18 protein-coding genes and 1 riboswitch are annotated in these 19,121 nt (G+C 65.0%); of the genes, 3 read left to right on the forward strand and 15 right to left on the reverse strand.

Translation table 11 applies throughout. The features are described from left to right. Positions 1–59 precede the first annotated feature (59 nt). The 3 genes from GGD65_RS14210 to GGD65_RS14220 all read right to left on the reverse strand — a co-directional run bounded on the left by GGD65_RS14210 (position 60) and on the right by GGD65_RS14220 (position 2,884). The gene (locus GGD65_RS14210) at positions 60–1,112 is read right to left on the reverse strand and encodes a hypothetical protein (protein ID WP_183235659.1); all 1,053 of its coding nucleotides are present in this window, start codon (positions 1,110–1,112) and stop codon (positions 60–62) included. Between the two features lie 107 nt (positions 1,113–1,219). Then, complete coding sequence (locus tag GGD65_RS14215; RefSeq protein ID WP_018320852.1) at positions 1,220–1,639, reverse strand: PAS domain S-box protein; 420 nt, start codon at positions 1,637–1,639, stop codon at positions 1,220–1,222. A 108-nt stretch (positions 1,640–1,747) separates the two neighbouring features. Next, on the reverse strand, positions 1,748–2,884 hold the full coding sequence (locus tag GGD65_RS14220) for a 2'-deoxycytidine 5'-triphosphate deaminase (RefSeq protein WP_409333963.1): 1,137 nt from the start codon (positions 2,882–2,884) through the stop codon (positions 1,748–1,750). 80 nt (positions 2,885–2,964) lie between these two features. Beyond that, positions 2,965–3,044, forward strand: a riboswitch (SAM riboswitch). Positions 3,045–3,118: 74 nt separating this feature from the next. Between GGD65_RS14220 and GGD65_RS14225 the strand changes: the two genes are divergently transcribed. Continuing rightward, positions 3,119–4,306 (forward strand): O-succinylhomoserine sulfhydrylase, encoded by a 1,188-nt coding sequence (locus GGD65_RS14225; RefSeq protein WP_183235850.1) that lies wholly within the window; start codon positions 3,119–3,121, stop codon positions 4,304–4,306. 119 nt (positions 4,307–4,425) lie between these two features. Here the strand turns inward: GGD65_RS14225 and GGD65_RS14230 are convergent, their stop codons facing one another. From GGD65_RS14230 to GGD65_RS14240, 3 genes are read right to left on the reverse strand one after another with little or no spacing between them, the layout of a single operon-like run. Next, positions 4,426–5,418 (reverse strand): SGNH/GDSL hydrolase family protein, encoded by a 993-nt coding sequence (locus GGD65_RS14230; protein WP_018320855.1) that lies wholly within the window; start codon positions 5,416–5,418, stop codon positions 4,426–4,428. Between the two features lie 12 nt (positions 5,419–5,430). After that, positions 5,431–6,210 carry an SGNH/GDSL hydrolase family protein gene (locus GGD65_RS14235; protein WP_183235661.1) on the reverse strand — a complete coding sequence of 260 codons (780 nt, stop codon included), beginning with the start codon at positions 6,208–6,210 and terminating at the stop codon, positions 5,431–5,433. Beyond that, positions 6,210–7,520: an OpgC domain-containing protein gene (locus GGD65_RS14240; RefSeq protein ID WP_018320857.1), complete on the reverse strand. Its 1,311-nt coding sequence runs from the start codon at positions 7,518–7,520 to the stop codon at positions 6,210–6,212. The genes GGD65_RS14235 and GGD65_RS14240 overlap by 1 nt, the downstream gene beginning before the upstream one ends. Positions 7,521–7,699: 179 nt before the next feature. Between GGD65_RS14240 and apaG the strand changes: the two genes are divergently transcribed. After that, positions 7,700–8,092, forward strand: a complete 393-nt coding sequence (gene apaG, locus GGD65_RS14245) for a Co2+/Mg2+ efflux protein ApaG (RefSeq protein WP_026202434.1) — start codon at positions 7,700–7,702, stop codon at positions 8,090–8,092. 1,077 nt (positions 8,093–9,169) lie between these two features. Here the strand turns inward: apaG and GGD65_RS14250 are convergent. The 3 genes from GGD65_RS14250 to GGD65_RS14260 form a co-directional block, all read right to left on the reverse strand. After that, complete coding sequence (locus GGD65_RS14250) at positions 9,170–10,177, reverse strand: Hsp33 family molecular chaperone (RefSeq protein ID WP_018316917.1); 1,008 nt, start codon at positions 10,175–10,177, stop codon at positions 9,170–9,172. A gap of 267 nt (positions 10,178–10,444) precedes the next feature. After that, complete coding sequence (gene argF / locus GGD65_RS14255; protein ID WP_179739976.1) at positions 10,445–11,368, reverse strand: ornithine carbamoyltransferase; 924 nt, start codon at positions 11,366–11,368, stop codon at positions 10,445–10,447. Continuing rightward, complete coding sequence (locus GGD65_RS14260; protein ID WP_183235662.1) at positions 11,368–12,576, reverse strand: aspartate aminotransferase family protein; 1,209 nt, start codon at positions 12,574–12,576, stop codon at positions 11,368–11,370. Before GGD65_RS14260 ends, argF begins: the two co-directional genes overlap by 1 nt. A 456-nt stretch (positions 12,577–13,032) precedes the next feature. Between GGD65_RS14260 and GGD65_RS14265 the strand changes: the two genes are divergently transcribed. After that, positions 13,033–13,545: a GcrA family cell cycle regulator gene (locus GGD65_RS14265; protein WP_018316914.1), complete on the forward strand. Its 513-nt coding sequence runs from the start codon at positions 13,033–13,035 to the stop codon at positions 13,543–13,545. Positions 13,546–13,777: 232 nt separating this feature from the next. Here GGD65_RS14265 and phoB read toward each other — a convergent pair whose 3' ends face one another. The 6 genes from phoB to pstS form a co-directional block, all read right to left on the reverse strand. After that, positions 13,778–14,485 (reverse strand): phosphate regulon transcriptional regulator PhoB, encoded by a 708-nt coding sequence (phoB, locus tag GGD65_RS14270; protein WP_018316913.1) that lies wholly within the window; start codon positions 14,483–14,485, stop codon positions 13,778–13,780. Between the two features lie 23 nt (positions 14,486–14,508). Next, positions 14,509–15,225, reverse strand: coding sequence for a phosphate signaling complex protein PhoU (phoU, locus tag GGD65_RS14275; protein ID WP_018316912.1), 717 nt, complete (start codon positions 15,223–15,225; stop codon positions 14,509–14,511). A gap of 11 nt (positions 15,226–15,236) precedes the next feature. Then, complete coding sequence (gene pstB, locus GGD65_RS14280; protein ID WP_018316911.1) at positions 15,237–16,055, reverse strand: phosphate ABC transporter ATP-binding protein PstB; 819 nt, start codon at positions 16,053–16,055, stop codon at positions 15,237–15,239. Next, a complete protein-coding gene (gene pstA / locus GGD65_RS14285) occupies positions 16,052–16,903 on the reverse strand; it encodes a phosphate ABC transporter permease PstA (protein ID WP_018316910.1) in 852 nt (283 codons plus the stop codon). Before pstA ends, pstB begins: the two co-directional genes overlap by 4 nt. 4 nt (positions 16,904–16,907) lie before the next feature. After that, positions 16,908–17,897 carry a phosphate ABC transporter permease subunit PstC gene (gene pstC / locus GGD65_RS14290; RefSeq protein WP_026201750.1) on the reverse strand — a complete coding sequence of 330 codons (990 nt, stop codon included), beginning with the start codon at positions 17,895–17,897 and terminating at the stop codon, positions 16,908–16,910. A gap of 190 nt (positions 17,898–18,087) precedes the next feature. Then, positions 18,088–19,101, reverse strand: a complete 1,014-nt coding sequence (gene pstS / locus GGD65_RS14295) for a phosphate ABC transporter substrate-binding protein PstS (protein WP_179739972.1) — start codon at positions 19,099–19,101, stop codon at positions 18,088–18,090. Between the last annotated feature and the right edge of the window lie 20 nt (positions 19,102–19,121).

The following is a 19,121-nucleotide window of genomic DNA, read 5'->3' on the forward strand; positions in this document are numbered from 1 at the left end:
CTGTTGTTCTCCCTCTCCCCGCACGCGGGGAGAGGCGAAGCGCGCGGCGGCGCCATCGCCTATTCCACGACCCAAACCAGCGGAGGACGGCCGCCAGCAGCAGTGCGCATGTGCACGCCGATGTGCCGCCCGCATCCCGCAGCCAGGCCTTCGAACAATCCCTCCAGGACCTTGGCGCAGGCGCCGTGATAGTCGGCGACGTCGTCCATCAGCTTCCAGCTCTGCTGGTGGATTTCGAACGTGCCTTCGGATTGCGAGGTCTCGGCCGTGTCATCCTGCGCCGCGAACAGGGCGCCCAGGAATGACGCGAACGCGCTTGCCCCGCCGCGGCTCATCGCCAGCGCGGCGGCGACTTCGTCGAAATATTGCATGCCGATCAGCTTACCGGTGAGGTGCAGCAGATAACCGGCGTCTTCCGGGCCAAACAGCTGCACCATCACGGGCGCGGCGGTGCGGACATATTCCATCGCGTACTTGCGGTAGGCCTTTTCGAGGCGCGGTTTTGGCCAGCTCGCAACCGGCAAAGCCGGCGCAGTCTTCGCATCGAACAGCGGCGCTTCGAGGTGGCGCGCGAACACGAGCCGCTGATCGAGCTCGAGCGGATGGTCGTACTGGTGGTAATAGCCTTCCAGCCCATCCTGGCCGTCGACGCTCTGCTTGGTGCAGACGAAGCCGAGCCTGAGATCGCCGAGCGCAACGCCATTATTGGCGTGCCATCCCCGCAGCATCGCGCGGGAGACCTCGCCCGGCACGCCGCAGATCGCGGTGCCCTTCCAGATCCAGCGCGGCGGCGGATAACGGATCCAGGCCTTGGCGTCGCTCTCATACATGTATTCGACATGCACGCCGCCGATCCAGTTCGAGAGATAGTGATATTGCGCGGCCGCCACCGCCGGCGGCAGATGATCGATCCCGAGCTTCCTAAGCCCGGGCAGGAAGCGCTCCTGCTGCTGGCGGCGGAATACGCGGAAGACGAACTCCGCTGCATCCGCAGTGCCGCGCCGCGTGACGACGGTGAGGATGAGGCCGGTGAAATAGGCGTGGTAGAGGTCGGCGACCGCCCGCCAGCGCTTCCATTGGGCTTCCTGCGCTGCGTCAGCTGCGGCGGTCATTCGTTTCGCTCCCGATCGTTGTTGCGATCGAGTGTGTCACCGCGCCTTCCGGCAGGCAACATGACGCCCGTGCAGGGCGCCCTGCGCGGCCACCCGCCAATTCCGCATCACGAAGTTTGCTGCGGTGGCGTCTTGGCCGCGCGCTCTCGCTCGACCCGTTCGGTGACATCGCGCGCCATCGCGACCGATCCCAGGACGGTGCCGCCGGAATCCCGCACCAGTGCGAACGTCATCTCGATGTAGAGCTTGCGCCCGCTCTTGTGCAGCGCGCGGGTCAGGGTCGGCCTGCCCGCAAGCTTCATGCTGCCGCTGGCCAGCGCAGCTTCAAAGCCCTTCCAGTGCGCGGCGCGCAGATGCTCGGGAATGATCAGGTCGAGATTCTGGCCGAGCGCTTCCGTCGCGGAGAAGCCGAACAGCGCCGCCGCTGCACGGTTCCACCGCATGATCGTGCCGGAGCGATCCGAATAGATCAGCGCATCCGCGACGTCGTTGAGGATGTTTGCGTCGAGCTGGGATTGATCGGTCATGTCACCACCTCGTGTGGACTGTAGCCCGGATGGAGCGAAGCGTAATCCGGGATCGTGCCACAAGCGAGGGTGTCCCGGATTGCGCTTCGCTCCATCCGGGCTACGGAATTACACCCGAAAATGCTTGCTCAGCTTCAGGCCCTGGGCCTGGTAGTTCGAGCCGATGCGCTGGCCGTACATCGCGTCGGGACGGGCCAGCATCTTCTCGTAGACGAGGCGGCCGACGATCTGGCCGTGCTCAAGGATGAACGGCACTTCGCGCGAGCGCACTTCCAGCACGGCGCGCGCGCCTTGCCCGCCGGCGCCGGCATAGCCGAAGCCGGGATCGAAGAATCCGGCATAGTGCACGCGGAATTCGCCGACCAGCGGATCGAACGGCACCATCTCCGCGGCGTAATCGGGCGGCACCTGCACGGCTTCCTTCGACGCCAGGATGTAGAACTCGCCGGGATCGAGGATCAGGCTGCCGTCGGGGCGGGCCGAGATCGGCTCCCAGAAATCTTCCACCGCGTAGCCGGAGCGACGATCGACGTCGACGACGCCGGTGTGGCGCTTGGCGCGGTAGCCGACGAAGCCGTTTGCCTTCTCGCCGGAGAGATCGACGGAGACGGCGACGCCGCCCGAGAGATCAGCATCGTCGATGTCGACGAGGCGCTCGGCGGCATGCAGGCCATCGAGCTCGTCGGCGTTGAGGATGGCGTCGCCGGTGCGGAAGCGCACCTGCGACAGACGCGAGCCCTCGCTGACCAGCACCGGAAACGTCTTCGGGCTGATCTCGGCATAGAGCGGGCCGTGATAGCCGGCGCCGATCATATCGAAGCGGCGGGTGCCGTCGGCGATGACGCGGGTGAAGACGTCGAGCCGGCCGGTCGAGCTCTTCGGGTTCGCCGCCGCGACGATCTCCGGCGGCAGCGCGAGGCTCTCCAGCAGCGGCACGATGTAGACGCAGTTGGTCTCCAGCACGGCGCCGTCGGCGAGGCTGAACTCGTGCAGCTTCAATTCGTCGATGCGCTCGGCGACGGTGGCGCCGGGACCGGGCAGGAAGCTGGCGCGGACGCGATAGGCGATGTCACCGAGACGCAGATCAAGGCTCGCCGGCTGGATCTGGCTCTCGACGAAGTCATAGGCGGGCAGGATGAGCCCCGCCGCCGCCATCGCCGCGATCATGCGGTCGGGCAGGATACCATTGGCGTCGGGCGCAACCGTGAACGTCAACCGGGGGTCCTCATCAGGGGTCAGATGCATCCGGACATGCCGGAAATACAAGTCTTTTACGGCTATCCGATGGACGCCTTGACGGAAAGGGCATTGCGGAATATGAGCATCACTTATCCCGTGGTGATTTGAGCCGGCCGGCTTGCAGCCACGTTAAATAAGTCGCTAAACAGGCCGGGGACCTCTGTGATCCCGGCCCGTGGATATATCCAGGCCGGTTTTTTTGTGACCGTTTTCGACGAGACGGTCATGTCGGAGGTACCTATGTCGAAGTCGACCACCAACTACCGTCCCGAAACCCGCCTGGTCCATTCCGGCACCCTGCGCTCGCAATATGGCGAGACGTCGGAGGCGCTGTTCCTGACCCAGGGCTACGTCTACAACAGCGCCGAGGAGTGCGAGGCGCGGTTCAAGGGCGAGGATCCCGGCTTCATCTATTCGCGCTACTCCAATCCCACCATCGCGATGTTCGAGCGCCGCATGATCGAGCTCGAAGGCGCCGAAGCCGCACGCTCGGCGGCGACCGGCATGGCCGCGGTGACGACGGCGATCCTGGCGCCACTCAAGGCCGGCGACCACGTGGTGGCCTCGCGCGCCCTGTTCGGCTCGTGCCTCTACGTCGTCCAGGACCTGCTGCCGCGCTACGGCATCGAGACCACGCTGGTCGACGGAGCCAATCTCGATGAATGGCAACGCGCGGTGAAGCCCAACACCAAGACGTTCTTCCTGGAGAGCCCGACCAACCCGACGCTGGACGTGCTCGACATTCCCGGGATTGCCGAGATCGCGCACAAGGGCGGCGCGCGACTCGTCGTCGACAACGTGTTCGCGACCCCGATCTGGCAGAGCCCGCTCGCGCTCGGGGCCGACGTCGTGGTCTATTCCGCGACCAAGCATATCGACGGCCAGGGGCGCTGTCTCGGCGGCATCATCCTGTCGTCGGAAGCCTTCATCGCCGAGCACATCCACAATTTCATGCGCCAGACCGGCCCGTCGATCTCGCCGTTCAACGCCTGGGTCCTGCTCAAGGGCCTGGAGACGCTGGGCGTGCGCGTGCGCGCGCAGACCGAAACGGCCGCGCGCATCGCCGACGTGCTGGCGAGCCATCCGAAGATCTCGCGACTGATTTTCCCGGGCCGCGCCGATCATCCGCAGGCAGCACTGGTGAAAAAGCAGATGCGCGGCGGCTCGACGCTGGTCGGCTTCGAGGTGAAGGGCGGCAAGGCCGCGGCGTTCCGCGTGCTCAATGAATTGAAGCTGGCGAAGATCTCCAACAATCTCGGCGACGCCAAGAGCCTCGTCACGCATCCGGCGACCACGACGCATCAGCGCCTGAAGCCGGAGGACCGCGCCGCGCTCGGCATCAGCGAAGGGTTCATCCGCTTCTCGGCGGGGCTCGAGCATGCCGACGACCTGATCGAGGATCTGACTGCGGCGCTGGAGAAGGCGTGAGGCGAAGCGAGATCTCGTAGGGTGGGCAAAGCGAAGCGTGCCCACGTCTTCTTCCTTCGTATCACTGAGCGATGGTGGGCACGGCGCTTTGCGCCTTTGCCCACCCTACGGCAGCGTGCCTACATCGGCCGATACGTTCTTACGTCCGCGGGCACGTTCACGCCCAGCTTGATCTGCCCCACCGAGCGGATGATGTCGTCGCCGAGCAGCTGGGCGAAGCAGGCATAGCCCCAATCGTTCATGTGCAGACCGTCGGCGATGACGAAGCTCTCGACCGGAATCGACTGGTTCTCGTGCCAGTCGCGCATCACCTCGAAGCGCGGGAAGATGCCGACGTGACGAAGCTCGGCGACCTTGCCGAGCAGCTTCACCATCTTGCCGGCGCTTTCGCCGCGCTGGTTGACGGCCGGCGAATATTGCGGATCGACCAGCACGATGTCGGCGCCGCCGGCGGCCTGGATGCGGCTGATGCCGTCCTCGACCAGTTTGGCGGTGTCGCCGGGATCGAGATTGCGCAGCACCGCGTTGGTGCCGACCTGCCAGATCACGAGATCCGGATGCACGTCGATCACCTGGGTCTGGAGGCGCTTCATCATCTCGGGCGCATCCTCGCCGCCGACGCCGGCATTGACGACGGTGATGTCGGCGGTCGGATAGTGTCGGCGCAGCTGGGCGGCGAGACGGTTCGGATAGTTGAACTCCGGCGAGCTCGCGCCGAATCCTGCGGTCGACGACGAGCCGAACGCGACGATGAGGACGGGCTGGCCGGCGACGAGCTTGCCCGCGACATGCGGCAGCGAGCCCATCGCCTTCGAGCCGCCCTTCGGCGGCAGGCAGGGCACGCGGTTGAAGACGTCGCCGGCGGATTTGGCGACCTGCTTCACCTTGTCGATGGCGCGCGCGGTGATGCCGCGCTGCTCGGGCGAGGTCACGGCAACGGTGGTCTGGGACGGCGAAGCGGGAGCGGGATCAGCCGACTGCGCCGGTGCTTGTGTCGCCTGCGCGGCTTGGGTCTGCGCATGGGACCGCGGGGCCGGCGCCAGCAACAACAGCACTGCTGCTGCAGGCGCGGCCAGCCATGCCGTCAGGCAAAAAGGGCGGAGAGAACTCATTAACACTAGACCTCAATTTTGCTGCTGGGCCGGCTCCAGATGGGCTGCGTCGATCACGAACTGTGCCAACGCCCGGCCAAGGCAATCATGAACCTGCTTCGCCAGTTCGGGCCCGCGGGACGGGCTGAACAGGTCGAACTGACCCTGATCATTCCACTGCCGCATGATCGTGAAACGATCGAACAGCGGAATATCATGCTCCTGCGCCACGACGCGCATATTATCGAGAAACGGTTGGGCCGAGATCATCGTTTCGGTACGCGGGCTGTACTGCAAATTCATCAAGACGACGTCGGCCCCTGCCTTTTGCAACGCAATAACCCCCTCGGTGACGGCGCTGCGAAATTCGTCGGGATCGATGGATCGGATGGCATCCACGGTCCCGGTCTGCCAGACGACCAAAGTAGGCGTTTTTGCTTCCATCAGCTTAACGAAGGTCGAGGCGGCCTCCTCCGCCGTTCGCTTGCTCTGTATTTCTACGGAGACGTGCACTGCTTCCGACGGCGGCAGCTTTTCCTTCAGAATCGCTTCCATACGCGCCGGATAGGAGCTGCCCTCCGAGGATGGAATCGTGGTCGAGCGGCTGCCGACGACCAGGATTTCGAGCGGCTTGCCAGCCTTGACGGCCTCGGCGACCTTGGGAAGCTGGCTTTCGCTGGTAAGCAGATAAGACGGCAATTCGCACGCCGCGGGCGCGGTGGCAGCGCCAGACGCAGCATCGCCCGCGCGCGCCACAGGCGCGGCGAGGCTACCGCATAGCAGGACCAGGCTCAGGAGAACCTTCGCCTTCATCAGCCCCCTCCCGCCAGATCGGCGTTGCCGACGGCGTTTTTGGTTTTCGCACCGCTCTTGTCAGCCACGCGCTTGTACCACGAAATCACCCAGGCCACGCCCCACATGATCAGGACCCCGGAGAGACTAATCAGCGCATGCATGGCTGCGCCGCCGGAGACTTCGGCGAGAATGAAATGCCCGGCGAAGGCCAGGAAGACGCCGAGGCAGAAGATCTCGAGAGAATGCTGGCCACATAGAATCAATGGTCGTAGCCAGCGCGATTTCAAGCCCGGCCAATCCCGGGGTAGGAAGCGTACGGTGAGCGCGGCCAGCGCCAGGAAATGCGTGAAGCGCAGCACGTCGAGATCGGTCTTGTCGATCGGATACATCCACTTCTCGACCCGCTTCGGCATGAATTGGGAGAGCTGCGGCACGTACCAGGTCAGCGTCACGTAGAACGCCGCGGCGAGGTATGCGATCGCGATCCACATTGTCACGGGCGAAGCCAGGATACGCGACATCCGTCGCGCACCTCCGAGCGCGCACCATGCACCGAAGACGAACAGCAATTGCCAGGCGAAGGGATTGAAGGCCCAGAAGCCGTTGGGATAGGCCGACAGGTAAAGATCGTATTCCCACGTGACCGCGTAGAGCGCGACCGAGAGGCCGAGCGTGACGTCGGGACGCCATTTCATCGACCACAGGATCAGCGGCAGCGCCAGCATCAGCACGATGTAGAGCGGCAGCACGTCCATATTGACGGGGCGGAAACGCAGCAACAGCGCCTGCACGATGGTGACGTCGGGCTGCTTGAGGAAATCCATGATGCCCATCTCTTCGGTGTAGAGCGGGTTCTCGAACCTGGTCGCGACATAGGAGATTTCGGCGAGGAAGATCGTGAACAGGAAGACGTGGGCGACGTAGATCTGCCAGACCCGGCGCAGGATGCGCGCGGTGGCGATGACGACGCCACTCTCCAGCATCGCCCTTCCGTAGACGAAGGCGGCGGTGTAGCCGGAGATGAAGATGAAGATCTCGGTGGCGTCGCTGAAGCCGTAATTGCGGATCGTGAACCAGGTCAGCAGGCTCGGCGGCAGATGGTCGATGAAGATCAGCCACAGCGCCAGCCCGCGAAACAGGTCGAGCCGGAGCTCGCGCTCGCCGATGGCAGGCAGCGTGATGGCCGGCGCGGTCGCGCGCGGCTTCGCCCCCGCGGGCTTGCTGTCCCCAGGCGTGCAATCTACAGGCTTGCTGTCTACAGGCTTGGCGTCTGCAGGCTTGGCGGTTCCCGCGATCGTCGATCCCGTCACATGGTCGGCAATGGTCATCGGGGCCTAGAAACCCTTCCGCAAATCGCGACGTTGAGGAGTGTACCGGTCCGGTCGTCATCTCGCAAAGCCGCCGGATCACGTCCGGGTGTCATTCCCTTCGAATTCTGGCGGGACGATGTCGCCAAAGCCGCCTCCGGCGTTTGGTTCCAGCGCCGGATTTCGGTATGATAGCAATCATGTACCGCGCCGTGACCCGCCAGATCGAAGTGACCGTCGAGCCGAACTTTGTTCCGGAGCAGTCGTCGGCCGACCGCTCCCGCTACTTCTGGTCCTACACCATCGTCATCGTCAATTCGGGCGAGGAGACCGTGCAGCTCAAGACGCGGCACTGGATCATCACCGACGCCTCCGGGCGCCAGCAGGAGGTGAAGGGCGAGGGCGTGGTCGGCGAGCAGCCGATCCTGGCCCCCGGCGAGCGCTTCGAATACACCTCCGGCGTCCCGCTCTCGACCGCCTCCGGCTTCATGACCGGCCGCTACCAGATGGTCACCGAAAGCGGCGAGCGCTTCGAGATCGACGTGCCGGCGTTTTCGCTGGATAGCCCGGACAATAAGAGGGTGCTGAATTAGGGCCTCGCTCTCGTGTCCCGGACGCGCTGCGGCACGTAGTGGCGCTGCGCAGAGCCGGGACAAAGGAGCGCCACGGCACGCGGCGAGATGGGCCCGGGCTCTGCAGCGCATCACTTCGTGCTGCGCAGCGTCCGGGGCACGAGATCGGAGAGGGCGCATGCATTGCGATGCTCCCCTGCACATCCCAGCGGCGCTGCCGTAGGGTGGGCAAAGGCGCATAGCGCCGTGCCCACGATCTCTTTCCATCAACAACAAGGCGTGGGCACGCTGCGCTTTGCCCACCCTACGATATCGAGTTTGTGGCACGCAGCTCAGCTTGCAGACACGCCTTGGCGGCCTCGCGGCTTGAATCGCCCGAGATTTGCTTGGTCTCGCTACCCTCTAAAGCCAAGAGGGCGCAGGGAAGGCCGGGTGCCGGCTGGCACCCGCGGTCTGCTGCGCGAAAAGCGCACGCAAGAAGACCGCACAGCAGCATACAGGTGTCGCCGATCACTCGGCCTTCCCTGCGCGATGGTTGGACGGCTTATGCCGTGATCTCCCGGGAGCCGACCATTCCTTCTGGCCTCCCTCGCCGTTCGAATTGACGATGCCGTCCACCCGGTTGGGCTCGCGCGCATCTTCGAACAGCTTGACCGTAGCAACGACGGCCAGGACCACACGGTTTTGCCGTACGCGCGTTCGCTGGTCACCACATTATCTCCCGGCCTTGTCGACGTTGCCGAAAGAATGTGGCGAGACGAACTGAACAGCGCCGCTCATCTACACGCGGTTTCGGGCTCACAGGGACTACCCGCCCTGCCCGCACCTCTCGTGCCGACGCTGCCGCGTCCACCGCAAGCCCGGCTCGCGACAGTGACGACACATAGTCGCCCCTCTTGGGTGAGCCGGGATGGGCAACACATACGCCGAAACCGAATTTCGGTAAAGTGGAATATTTTTAGCGAAGCGGATTGACAGAGCGCGACACAGGGCAGGCGCCGTAGGGTGGGCAAAGCGAAGCGTGCCCACGTCTTTCGCCGCCGTCGAGAGCTCGTGGGCACGGCGCAAGTGCGCCTTTGCCCACCCTACGAGAGCTCGCTACGCGCCTTCGACGCCCGCCTCGTCCGGCGTGAAATCATACACCGAGCTGCAGAACTCGCAGGTGACGACGACCTTGTCGTCCTTGACCATGGCGGCGCGGTCGTCGGGCGAGAAGCTCTTCAGCATCGCGGCGACCGCATCGCGCGAGCAGGAGCATTGCGCCTTGAGGACCATCGGATTGAACACGCGCACGCCGCGCTCGTGAAACAGGCGGAACAGCAGCCGCTCGCCGGAGAGCTCGGGATCAATCAGCTCGACGTCCTCGACGGTCTCGATCAGCGAACGCGCCTCGACCCAGGCGTCGTCTTCGGCAACGCTGTGCACCTCGACGCCATCGGGGGCATCGCCGGGATGCAGATCAGCCTGCCGCGCGCGCTCCGCCGCCTTGGGCAGAAACTGCATCAGCATGCCGCCGGCGCGCCAGCGATGCTTGCCGCCGTCGTTGGAGCGCCACTCCTCGCCAACCGCGAGGCGCACGCGCGTCGGGATCTGCTCGGAGCGCAGGAAATATTCGTGGGCGGCGTCTTCGAGGCTGCCGCCGTCGAGCGCGACCAGACCCTGGTAGCGACTCATGTCGGGGCCCTGGTCGATGGTCATGGCGAGATGGCCGCGGCCGAGCAGCGTGCCGGAATCTTTGGTATCGCCGAGACGCGCGGCATCGAAGCGCGCATAGGCCCGCAGGCGATCCGGCGCCATGTAGTCGACGACCAGGAACGACACCGGGCCGTCGGTCTGGGCCTGCAGGATGAAGCGCCCCTCGAATTTCAGCGCCGAGCCGAGCAGCGTCGTCAGCACGATGGCCTCGCCGAGCAGCTTGCCGACCGGCGCGGGGTAATCGTGCTTGGTCAGGATCTCGTCGAGCGCCGGGCCAAGCCGCACCAGGCGCCCGCGCACGTCGAGCGCGTCGACCTCGTAGGGCAACACGGCGTCATCGATCGGAACCGCTGATGGCGCGCGAACCGGGCCTTCGGGGCCGGCTTTCATCTGAGGGGATTGGGAAACCATGGGTCGTTATCTGGGGTCGGTCGGTGGGAAATGGAAGGGGCGCGGGGTGGTGGGTTCGGGGGCGATAAGGTTGCACAACGTTGCGGCAAATTCGATGTCGTCCCGGACAACCGTAAGCGCAGCTCCGGGGCCCATAACCACAGGATGCGGTTTGGCGAAGACCGCTCGCCTCCGCCAGCCCGCCACAAGAGAGATTCCGCGGTATGGGTCCCTGCGTTCGCAGGGACGACAGTTGTGTGTGAGGCGGCCGTCGGGCTTGCAGCGCCCTTACTTCACCGCATCGAAGCACCAGGCCAGGATGCCCTTCTGCGCGTGCAGGCGGTTTTCGGCCTCGTCGAACACGACCGATTGCGGACCGTCGATCACGTCGTCGGTGACTTCCTCGCCGCGATGGGCGGGCAGGCAGTGCATGAACAGCGCATCGGGCTTGGCCAGCGACATCAGCTTGCCGTTGACCTGATAGGGCTTGAGCACGTTGTGGCGGTGCTCGCCTTCCTTGTCGCCCATCGACACCCAGGTGTCGGTGACGACACAGTCGGCGCCGCGCACGGCGGCTTCCGGATCGGTGCCGAGCATGATCGGCGCGCCGGTCGCCTTGATGAAGTCGCGCATCACTTTTTTCGGCGCGAGCTCCGGCGGCGTCGCGACATTGAGCTGAAACTTGAAGCGCTCGGCGGCGTGAGCCCAGGACGCCAGCACATTATTGTCGTCGCCGGTCCAGGCCACCGTCTTGCCCTCGATCGGGCCGCGATGCTCCTCATAGGTCATGAGATCGGCCATCACCTGGCAGGGGTGCGAGCGCCGCGTCAGGCCGTTGATGACGGGCACCGTCGCGTTGGCCGCAAGCTCCAGCAGCGCGTCATGGTTGAGGATACGGATCATGATGGCGTCGACATAGCGCGACAGCACGCGCGCGGTGTCGGCGATGGTCTCGCCGCGGCCGAGCTGCATCTCGGCACCGGTGAGCATGATGGGCTCGCCGCCGAGCTGACGCATCGCGACGTCGAACGACACGCGTGTCCGGGTCGACGGGCGCTCGAAGATCATCGCCAGCGTCTTGCCTTCGAGCGGCCGCACCGGCTGCTGCGCCTTCTGCTTCGCCTTCATGGCGGAGGACGCCGCGAGCATGGTCTTGAGCTCCGACAGCGGCAGCTCGTTGATATCCAGGAAGTGCTTCGGGGACTTGCTCATCAGCTTGCCGCCCGCTTGGTCTGGCTGGACGAGATCGCGGCGCAGGCGCGCTCTAACCGCCCGACGCTGTCCTCGATCTCGGCTTCGGTCACGATCAGCGGTGGCAGGAAACGCACGACATTGTCTCCGGCCCCGACCGTGAGCAGTTTTTCATTGCGCAGCGCCGCGACGAGATCGCCGGAGGGCACCACGGCCTTGATGCCGATCAGAAGGCCCTCGCCGCGCACTTCGCTGACGACATCGCCATGACGGTCGATCACGGCGGCGAGCTTCTGCTTCAGCAGCAGCGACATCTTCTGCACGTGGTCGAAGAAGCCGGGCTTGAGCATGACGTCGAGCACCGCATTGGCCGCGGAGATCGCCAGCGGATTGCCGCCGAAGGTCGAGCCGTGCGAGCCGGGCCCCATGCCGGCTGCCGCATCCGCGGTCGCCAGCACAGCGCCGATCGGGAAGCCGCCGCCGAGCGCCTTTGCCAGCGACATCACGTCAGGCGTGACGCCGGTGCGCCGATAGGCGAACAGATCGCCGCTGCGGCCCATGCCGGTCTGCACCTCGTCGAAGGCCAGCAGCAGGCCCTTCTCGTCGCAAAGCTGGCGCAACGCCTTGAGGAAGGTCGGCGTTGCCGAGCGCACGCCGCCCTCGCCCTGGATCGGCTCGATCAGGATGCCGGCGGTGTGCGGGCTGATCGCCTTCTTGACGGCCTCGATATCGCCATGCGGCACCTGGTCGAAGCCTTCCATGGGCGGGCCGAAGCCTTCGAGATATTTTGCAGAGCCGGTCGCGGCCAGCGTTGCCAGCGTGCGGCCGTGAAAGGCGCCTTCGAAGGTGATGATGCGATAACGTTCCGGATGCCCCTTGGAGAAGTGATGATGGCGGACCAGCTTGATCACACCTTCCAGCGCTTCGGCGCCCGAATTGCAGAAGAACACGAAGTCGGCAAAGCTCTCGTTGCAAAGCCGGCTCGCGAGCTTCTCGCCGTCCGGGCTCTGGAACAGGTTCGACATGTGCCAGAGCTTCGTCGCCTGCTCCTGCAGCGCCTTGATCAGATGCGGGTGGCAATGGCCGAGCGCATTCACAGCTACGCCCGAGGTGAAATCGAGATAGCGATCGCCATTGGTCGCGATCAGCCAGCAGCCTTCGCCGCGCTCGAAGCCGAGGTCGGCTCTGGCGAAAACGGGGAGCAAATGCGGCGCTGCGCTGTTAGTCATGATGTCACTTGAATGTTGCGGACGGTGTGACGCGTGCATTGCGCAACGCACCATCGACCGGCCCGGAAAACGAAACGTGCCGCCTTTTAAGGGCGGCACGCGGGACTATCTTATGCTTGGCAAGACGGGTGTCAATGCCGCCCGGAAAGCCTCAGGAAACGCTGAATCCGTAGTCTTGCGGTGCCGATTTTGCGGGTTTTCACCACGGAACATGTGGAAGCGAGTCGGCGGACTCTTGCGCGGGAGTCACGCCATATTGTAGCGTTTGGATTGTCAGATACGACATCTCGTGCAGCGGTTCTGATCCCAAGAGTCCTCTTGTACCGGCGTAAACGTTCGGGCGTCAGTCACGCGCCCGGCGAGCCTTAAGGGATTCTGACGGCACGGGTTTTTGAAGGCTTAGGCAATCGCTGCGAGGCCCCAGGATGGCTGGCGCGTAGCGAGGGAAAGGGTGCAATGACGGTTTTGACCTGGTCCGACGATCGCGTCGAGCAGCTGAAAAAGCTCTGGGAGGCCGGACTTTCGGCCAGCCAGATCGCAGCTGAGCTCGGCAATGTGACCCGCAATGCCGTGATCGGCAAAGTGCACAGGCTGGGTCTGTCCGGCCGCGCCAAGAGCCCTTCATCGGCAGCGCCCCGGCCGCGCAAGGCGCGTCCTGCGCAGCACATGATGCGGGTGACCCGCCCCATCGCGCGCGGCAACACCGCGCTGGCGCAGGCCTTCGAGGTCGAGGTGGAGGCTGAACCCGTCACCTACGACAACGTGGTGCCGATGGGCCAGCGGCTGTCGCTGCTCGAGCTCAACGAGGCGACCTGCCACTGGCCGGTCGGCGATCCCTCGAGCCCGGATTTCTTCTTCTGCGGCGGCAAGGCACTGTCCGGCCTGCCCTACTGCGCCCAGCACTCGCGCGTGGCGTATCAGCCGGCGGCGGATCGCCGGCGCGCGCCGGCGAAGCCGGGTCCGCGCTGAGTTCGCGGAATTCTCTGATCGTCAAGACTGCAGCCGTCACACGATGACGGCTCCACCAACTCGGTGTCATCCCCGCGAACGCGGGGATCCATAACCACAAGGCGCAGTTGTCGCGCGAGATGGTCACTCCGAGTCTTCGCCAAACCACTGCCTGTGGTTATGGGTCCCTGCTTTTGCAGGGACGACACCGGAGAATGCGGCGGCAGCCCGCCAAAGCCAACGCCAGCAAACCTTACGTCTGCTCCGCCTTCGCGAAGCGGTCGTCGAGCGCGTAGCCGGCGCCGCGGACGGTGCGGATCGGGTCCTGCTCGCGGCCGAGATTGAGCAGCTTGCGCAAGCGGCCGATATGGACGTCGACAGTGCGCTCATCGATGTAGATGTCGCGACCCCAGACGCTGTCGAGCAGCTGCTCGCGCGAGAACACGCGGCCGGGATGCTCCAGGAAGAACTCCAGCAGGCGATATTCGGTCGGGCCGAGATCGATCGGCCGGCCCGAGCGCGCCACGCGGCGCTTGTCGCGGTCGAGCTCGATGTCGCCATAGGCCAGCACTGTCGCGAGCCGCTCAGGACTGGCGCGCCGCAGCAGGCCCTTCACGCGCGCCAAAAGCTCCGGCACCGAGAACGGCTTGACGATGTAGTCGTCGGCGCCGGTCGCAAGCCCCCGCACCCGCTCGCTCTCCTCGCCGCGCGCGGTGAGCATGATGATCGGGAGCTGCTTGGTGTCGGGGCGGGTGCGCAGGCGGCGGCACAGCTCGATGCCCGACAGGCCCGGCAGCATCCAGTCGAGCACGATCAGGTCCGGGATGTGCTCCTTGAGGCGGGTGTCGGCGTCGTCGCCGCGCATGACCGTCTCGACGTCATAGCCGTCGCCTTCGAGGTTGTAGCGAAGCAGCTCGGTGAGAGCTTCCTCGTCCTCAACCACCATAATGCGTGCGCCCATCGGGTCGTCGCTCCTTCAAGTCTTCAGGTATTCGGGACCGTCGTGGCGAAGGTGGTCATGTCGCCCTTCGGCCGCTTGTCGGTGATCGCCTGGCCCTCGATCATGTAGAACACGGTCTCGGCGATGTTGGTGGCGTGGTCGCCGATCCGCTCGATGTTCTTGGCGCAGAACATCAGATGGATGCAGAACGAGATGTTGCGCGGATCCTCCATCATGTAGGTGAGGAGCTCGCGGAACAGCGAGGTGCAGATCGCGTCGACCTCCTCGTCGCCCTTCCACACCGCCATCGCCGCCGGCAGGTCATGCGCGGCATAGGCGTCCAGCACCGACTTGACCTGCTGCTGCACGAGGTCGGTCATGTGCTCCAGGCCGCGGAACAGCTTCAGCGGATGGAAGTCGGTCTCCAGCGCGGCGACGCGCTTGCCCATGTTCTTGGCGAGGTCGCCGATGCGCTCGAGGTCGGTCGCAACGCGCATGGCGCCGACGATCTCGCGCAGGTCCACCGCCATCGGCTGGCGGCGGGCGATGGTGAGCACCGCGCGTTCCTCGATGCGCTTCTGCAGCGCGTCGAGCTCGGCGTCGATGGTGACGACGCGCTGGCCGAGCGCGACGTCGCGGCGGATCAGCGCGTCGACGGAATCGACGATCATGCGCTCGGCGATGCCGCCCATCTCGGCGACCAGGCGGGTGAGCTCCTGGAGGTCGGTGTCGAAAGCCTTTGCGGTATGTTCAGTACCCATGTCGCGTCTCCTCAGCCGAACCGGCCGGTGATGTAATCCTGCGTGCGCCGGTCGCTCGGCGACGTGAAGATCTTGCTGGTGTCGTCGAACTCGATCAGCTCGCCGAGATACATGAAGGCGGTCTTGTCGGAGACGCGCGCCGCCTGCTGCATGTTGTGGGTGACGATCGCGATCGTGTAGTTCTCGGACAGTTCCTGGATCAGCTCCTCGACCTTGGCGGTCGAGATCGGATCGAGCGCCGAGCAGGGCTCGTCGAACAAAATCACTTCAGGGCGCACCGCGACGGTGCGGGCGATGCACAGGCGCTGCTGCTGGCCGCCGGAGAGCGACAGGCCGGAGGCGTTGAGCTTGTCCTTGACCTCGTTCCACAGCGCGCCGCCGCGCAGCGCCTTCTCGACGCGGTCGTCCATCTCGGACTTCGAGATCTTCTCGTAGAGGCGGATGCCGAAGGCGATGTTCTCGTAGATCGTCATCGGGAATGGCGTCGGCTTCTGGAACACCATGCCGACCCGGGCGCGCAGCAGATTGAGGTCGAGCCTGGGGTCGAGGACGTTGGTCTGGTCCAGCATGAGCTGGCCGGTGGCGCGCTGGCCCGGATAGAGATCGTACATCCGGTTGAAGATGCGCAGCAGGGTCGACTTGCCGCAGCCCGACGGGCCGATGAACGCCGTGACGCGGTTGGCGCCCAGCGTCAGGTTGATGTTCTTCAGCGCGTGGTGCTCGCCGTAATAGAAATTGAGATTGCGCACCGTCACCTTGGCCGGGGCTTCCGGCAGCGGCTGCGAGGCCAGATGAGCGTTGGAACTCATGGATACGGACAGGTCGGTCATTTTGCAGTCCTCTCGGCGCCGAGGATGCGCGCGCCAATGTTCAGGGCAAGCACGGTGAGCGTGATCAGCAGCGCGCCGCTCCAGGCGAGCTGCTTCCAATAGGCGTAGGGGCTCTGGACGAAGTTGTTGATGGTAACCGGCAGGTTGGCCATCGTCTTGTTCAGGCCGAGGCTGAAGAACTGGTTCGACAGCGCGGTGAAGAGCAGCGGCGCGGTCTCGCCGGCGACGCGGGCGGTGGCGAGCAGCACGCCGGTGATGAGGCCCGACCGGGCCGCACGATAGGCGATACGCTTGATCACCAGCGAGCGCGGCAGGCCGAGCGCCGAGGCCGCCTCGCGCAGGGGATTCGGCACCAGCAGCAGCATGTCCTCGGTGGTGCGCAGCACGACCGGGATCACGATGACGGCGAGCGCGAGCGCGCCCGCGATCGCGGAGAAGCCACGCATCGGCACCACCACCGCGCCATAGATGAACAGGCCGATGATGATCGAAGGCGCCGAGAGCAGGATGTCGTTGATGAAGCGGATCACCGAGGTCAGCTTGTCGTTGCGGCCGTATTCGGCAAGGTAGGTGCCGGCGAACAGGCCGAGCGGCGCGCCGATGCCGACGCCGATCAACGTCATGATGATCGAACCGACGATCGCGTTGCGCAGGCCGCCTTCGGTCGAACCGGGCGGCGGCGTATCCGCGACGAAGATCTGAAGATTGAGGCCGGCCAGGCCGTTGAAGAGCAGCGTGACCAGGATCAGCGCGAGCCAGGTGACGCCGAAGGCGGCCGCGGCGAAGCAGAGCCCGCGGATGACGATATCCTTGCGGCGACGACGCGAATAGATCGGATTGAGCGCCATGACGTTACTTCCCCGCCTTCTTGTCCAGCCGCATCAGCATCAGCCGCGCTGCGGCCAGCACGAAGAACGTCAGCACGAACAGCAAGAGGCCGAGCAGGATCAGGCCGGACTGGTGCAGGCCGTCGCTCTCGGCGAACTCGGATGCGATCGCCGCCGAGATCGTGGTGCCCGGCGCGAAGATCGATGAGGAGATGCGGAACGAATTGCCGATGATGAAGGTCACCGCCATGGTCTCGCCGAGCGCGCGGCCCAGCGCCAGCATGACGCCGCCGATGATGCCGACGCGGGTGTAGGGGATCACCACGCTGCGGACGACTTCCCAGGTGGTGCAGCCGACGCCGTAGGCGGCCTCCTTCAGCACCGGCGGCACCGTCTTGAACACGTCGACCGAGATCGAGGTGATGAAGGGCAGCACCATGATGGCGAGGATCAGCGCGGCGTTGAACGTGCTGAGATAGGACGGCGGACCTGCGAAGATCGCGCCCAGCACGGGCACGCCGTCGAAGATCCTGATCATGAAGGGCTGGAAGGTGTTGGCCAGGAACGGGCCCAGCACGAAGAAGCCCCACATGCCGTAGATGATCGAGGGAATGCCGGCGAGCAGCTCGATCGCCATGCCGATCGGGCGACGCAGCCATTGCGGGCAGAGCTCAGTGAGGAAGATCGCAATGCCGAGACCGACGGGAATGGCGATCAGCATCGCGATGAAGGAGGTGACGAGCGTGCCATACATCGGCCCGAGCGCGCCGAGCACGGGCGGATCGGCCGACGGCGCCCAGCGCTGCGTCCACAGGAAGGAGAAGCCGTATTCCTTCATCGCCGGGAACGCGCCGACGATCAGCGAGACGATGATGCCACCGAGAATGAGGAGCACCGAGATCGCGGACAGCCGCGTGATCCAGTAGAAGGTGACGTCGCCGAGCTTGAACGCACTCAAGGCCTTGGCGCGGTCATACGGTCCGGCGTCGTCGATTACATCGCTCTGAACGGCCATTTCTGCCACGCCGATCCCCTGTGCCCGATAATATACGCTTGTTGTCAGTCTTTTTGTCGGTCTCGCGCTCCGGACACGGCATGACCGATCCGGAGCGGAAGTCTTGCGGGTCCCGGCTCTCGCGGAGCGGCACCTGGACGATGCTTCGCATCGCCAGGGCCGCGCCGCGTCCGGGACGCGAGAGCCCTACTTAGCTCTTGATCTCGGCAGCCCAGGTCTTCTCGATCAGGGTCACGACGCCTTCGGGCATCGGGATGTAGTCGAGCTCTTCAGCCGCCTTGCCGCCGCTCTTGAAGGCCCAGCGGAAGAACTTGATGGCTTCCTGCGAGGCCGCCTTGTCGGTGGCGTCCTTGTGCATGAGGATGAAGGTCGCCGCGGTGATCGGCCAGGACTTCTCGCCGGGCTGGTCGGTCAGGATGACGTAGTAGCCGGGCGCCTTGGCCCAGTCGGCGTTGGAGGCGGCCGCCTGGAAGGCTTCGACGGTCGGCTGCACCGGCTTGCCGGCCTTGTTGACGAGACCGGTGTAGGTCAGCTTGTTCTGCTTGGCATAGGCGTACTCGACATAGCCGATCGAGTTCTTGGTCTGGCTGATGTTGCCCGACACGCCTTCATTGCCCTTGGCGCCGACGCCGACCGGCCACTCGACCGCGGTGCCCTCACCGACCTTGCTCTTCCAGTCCGCGCTGGCCTTGGAGAGGTAGTTGGTGAAGTTGAAGGTGGTGCCCGAACCGTCCGAGCGGCGGACCACGGTGATGGCGTCCGAGGGCAGCTTCACGTTCGGATTGAGCTTCTTGATCGCGGCGTCGTCCCACTTGGTGATCTTGCCGAGATAGATGCTGGCGAGCGTCTCGCCGTCGAACACCATCTCGCCGGGCTTCACGCCCTCGAGGTTGACGACGGGGACGATGGCGCCCATCACCATCGGCCACTGGACGAGGCCGTCCTTCTCGAGCTGCTCGGCCTTGAGCGGCGCGTCGCTGGCGCCGAAGGTCACGGTCTTGGCCTGGATCTGCTTGATGCCGCCGCCGGAGCCGATCGACTGGTAGTTCAGACCGTTGCCGGTCTCCTTCTTGTAGGCGTCAGCCCATTTGGAATAGATCGGGAACGGGAAGGTGGCACCGGCACCCGTGATGTCGGCAGCGAAGGCCACCGTCGTCGATGCGGCGAGCAAGCCGGCAGCGACCATGGTTTTGATGAAATTCATGCTGGTCTCCATACAGGGGA

The organism is Bradyrhizobium sp. CIR18 (genome assembly GCF_014198295.1).
Classification (GTDB): domain Bacteria; phylum Pseudomonadota; class Alphaproteobacteria; order Rhizobiales; family Xanthobacteraceae; genus Bradyrhizobium.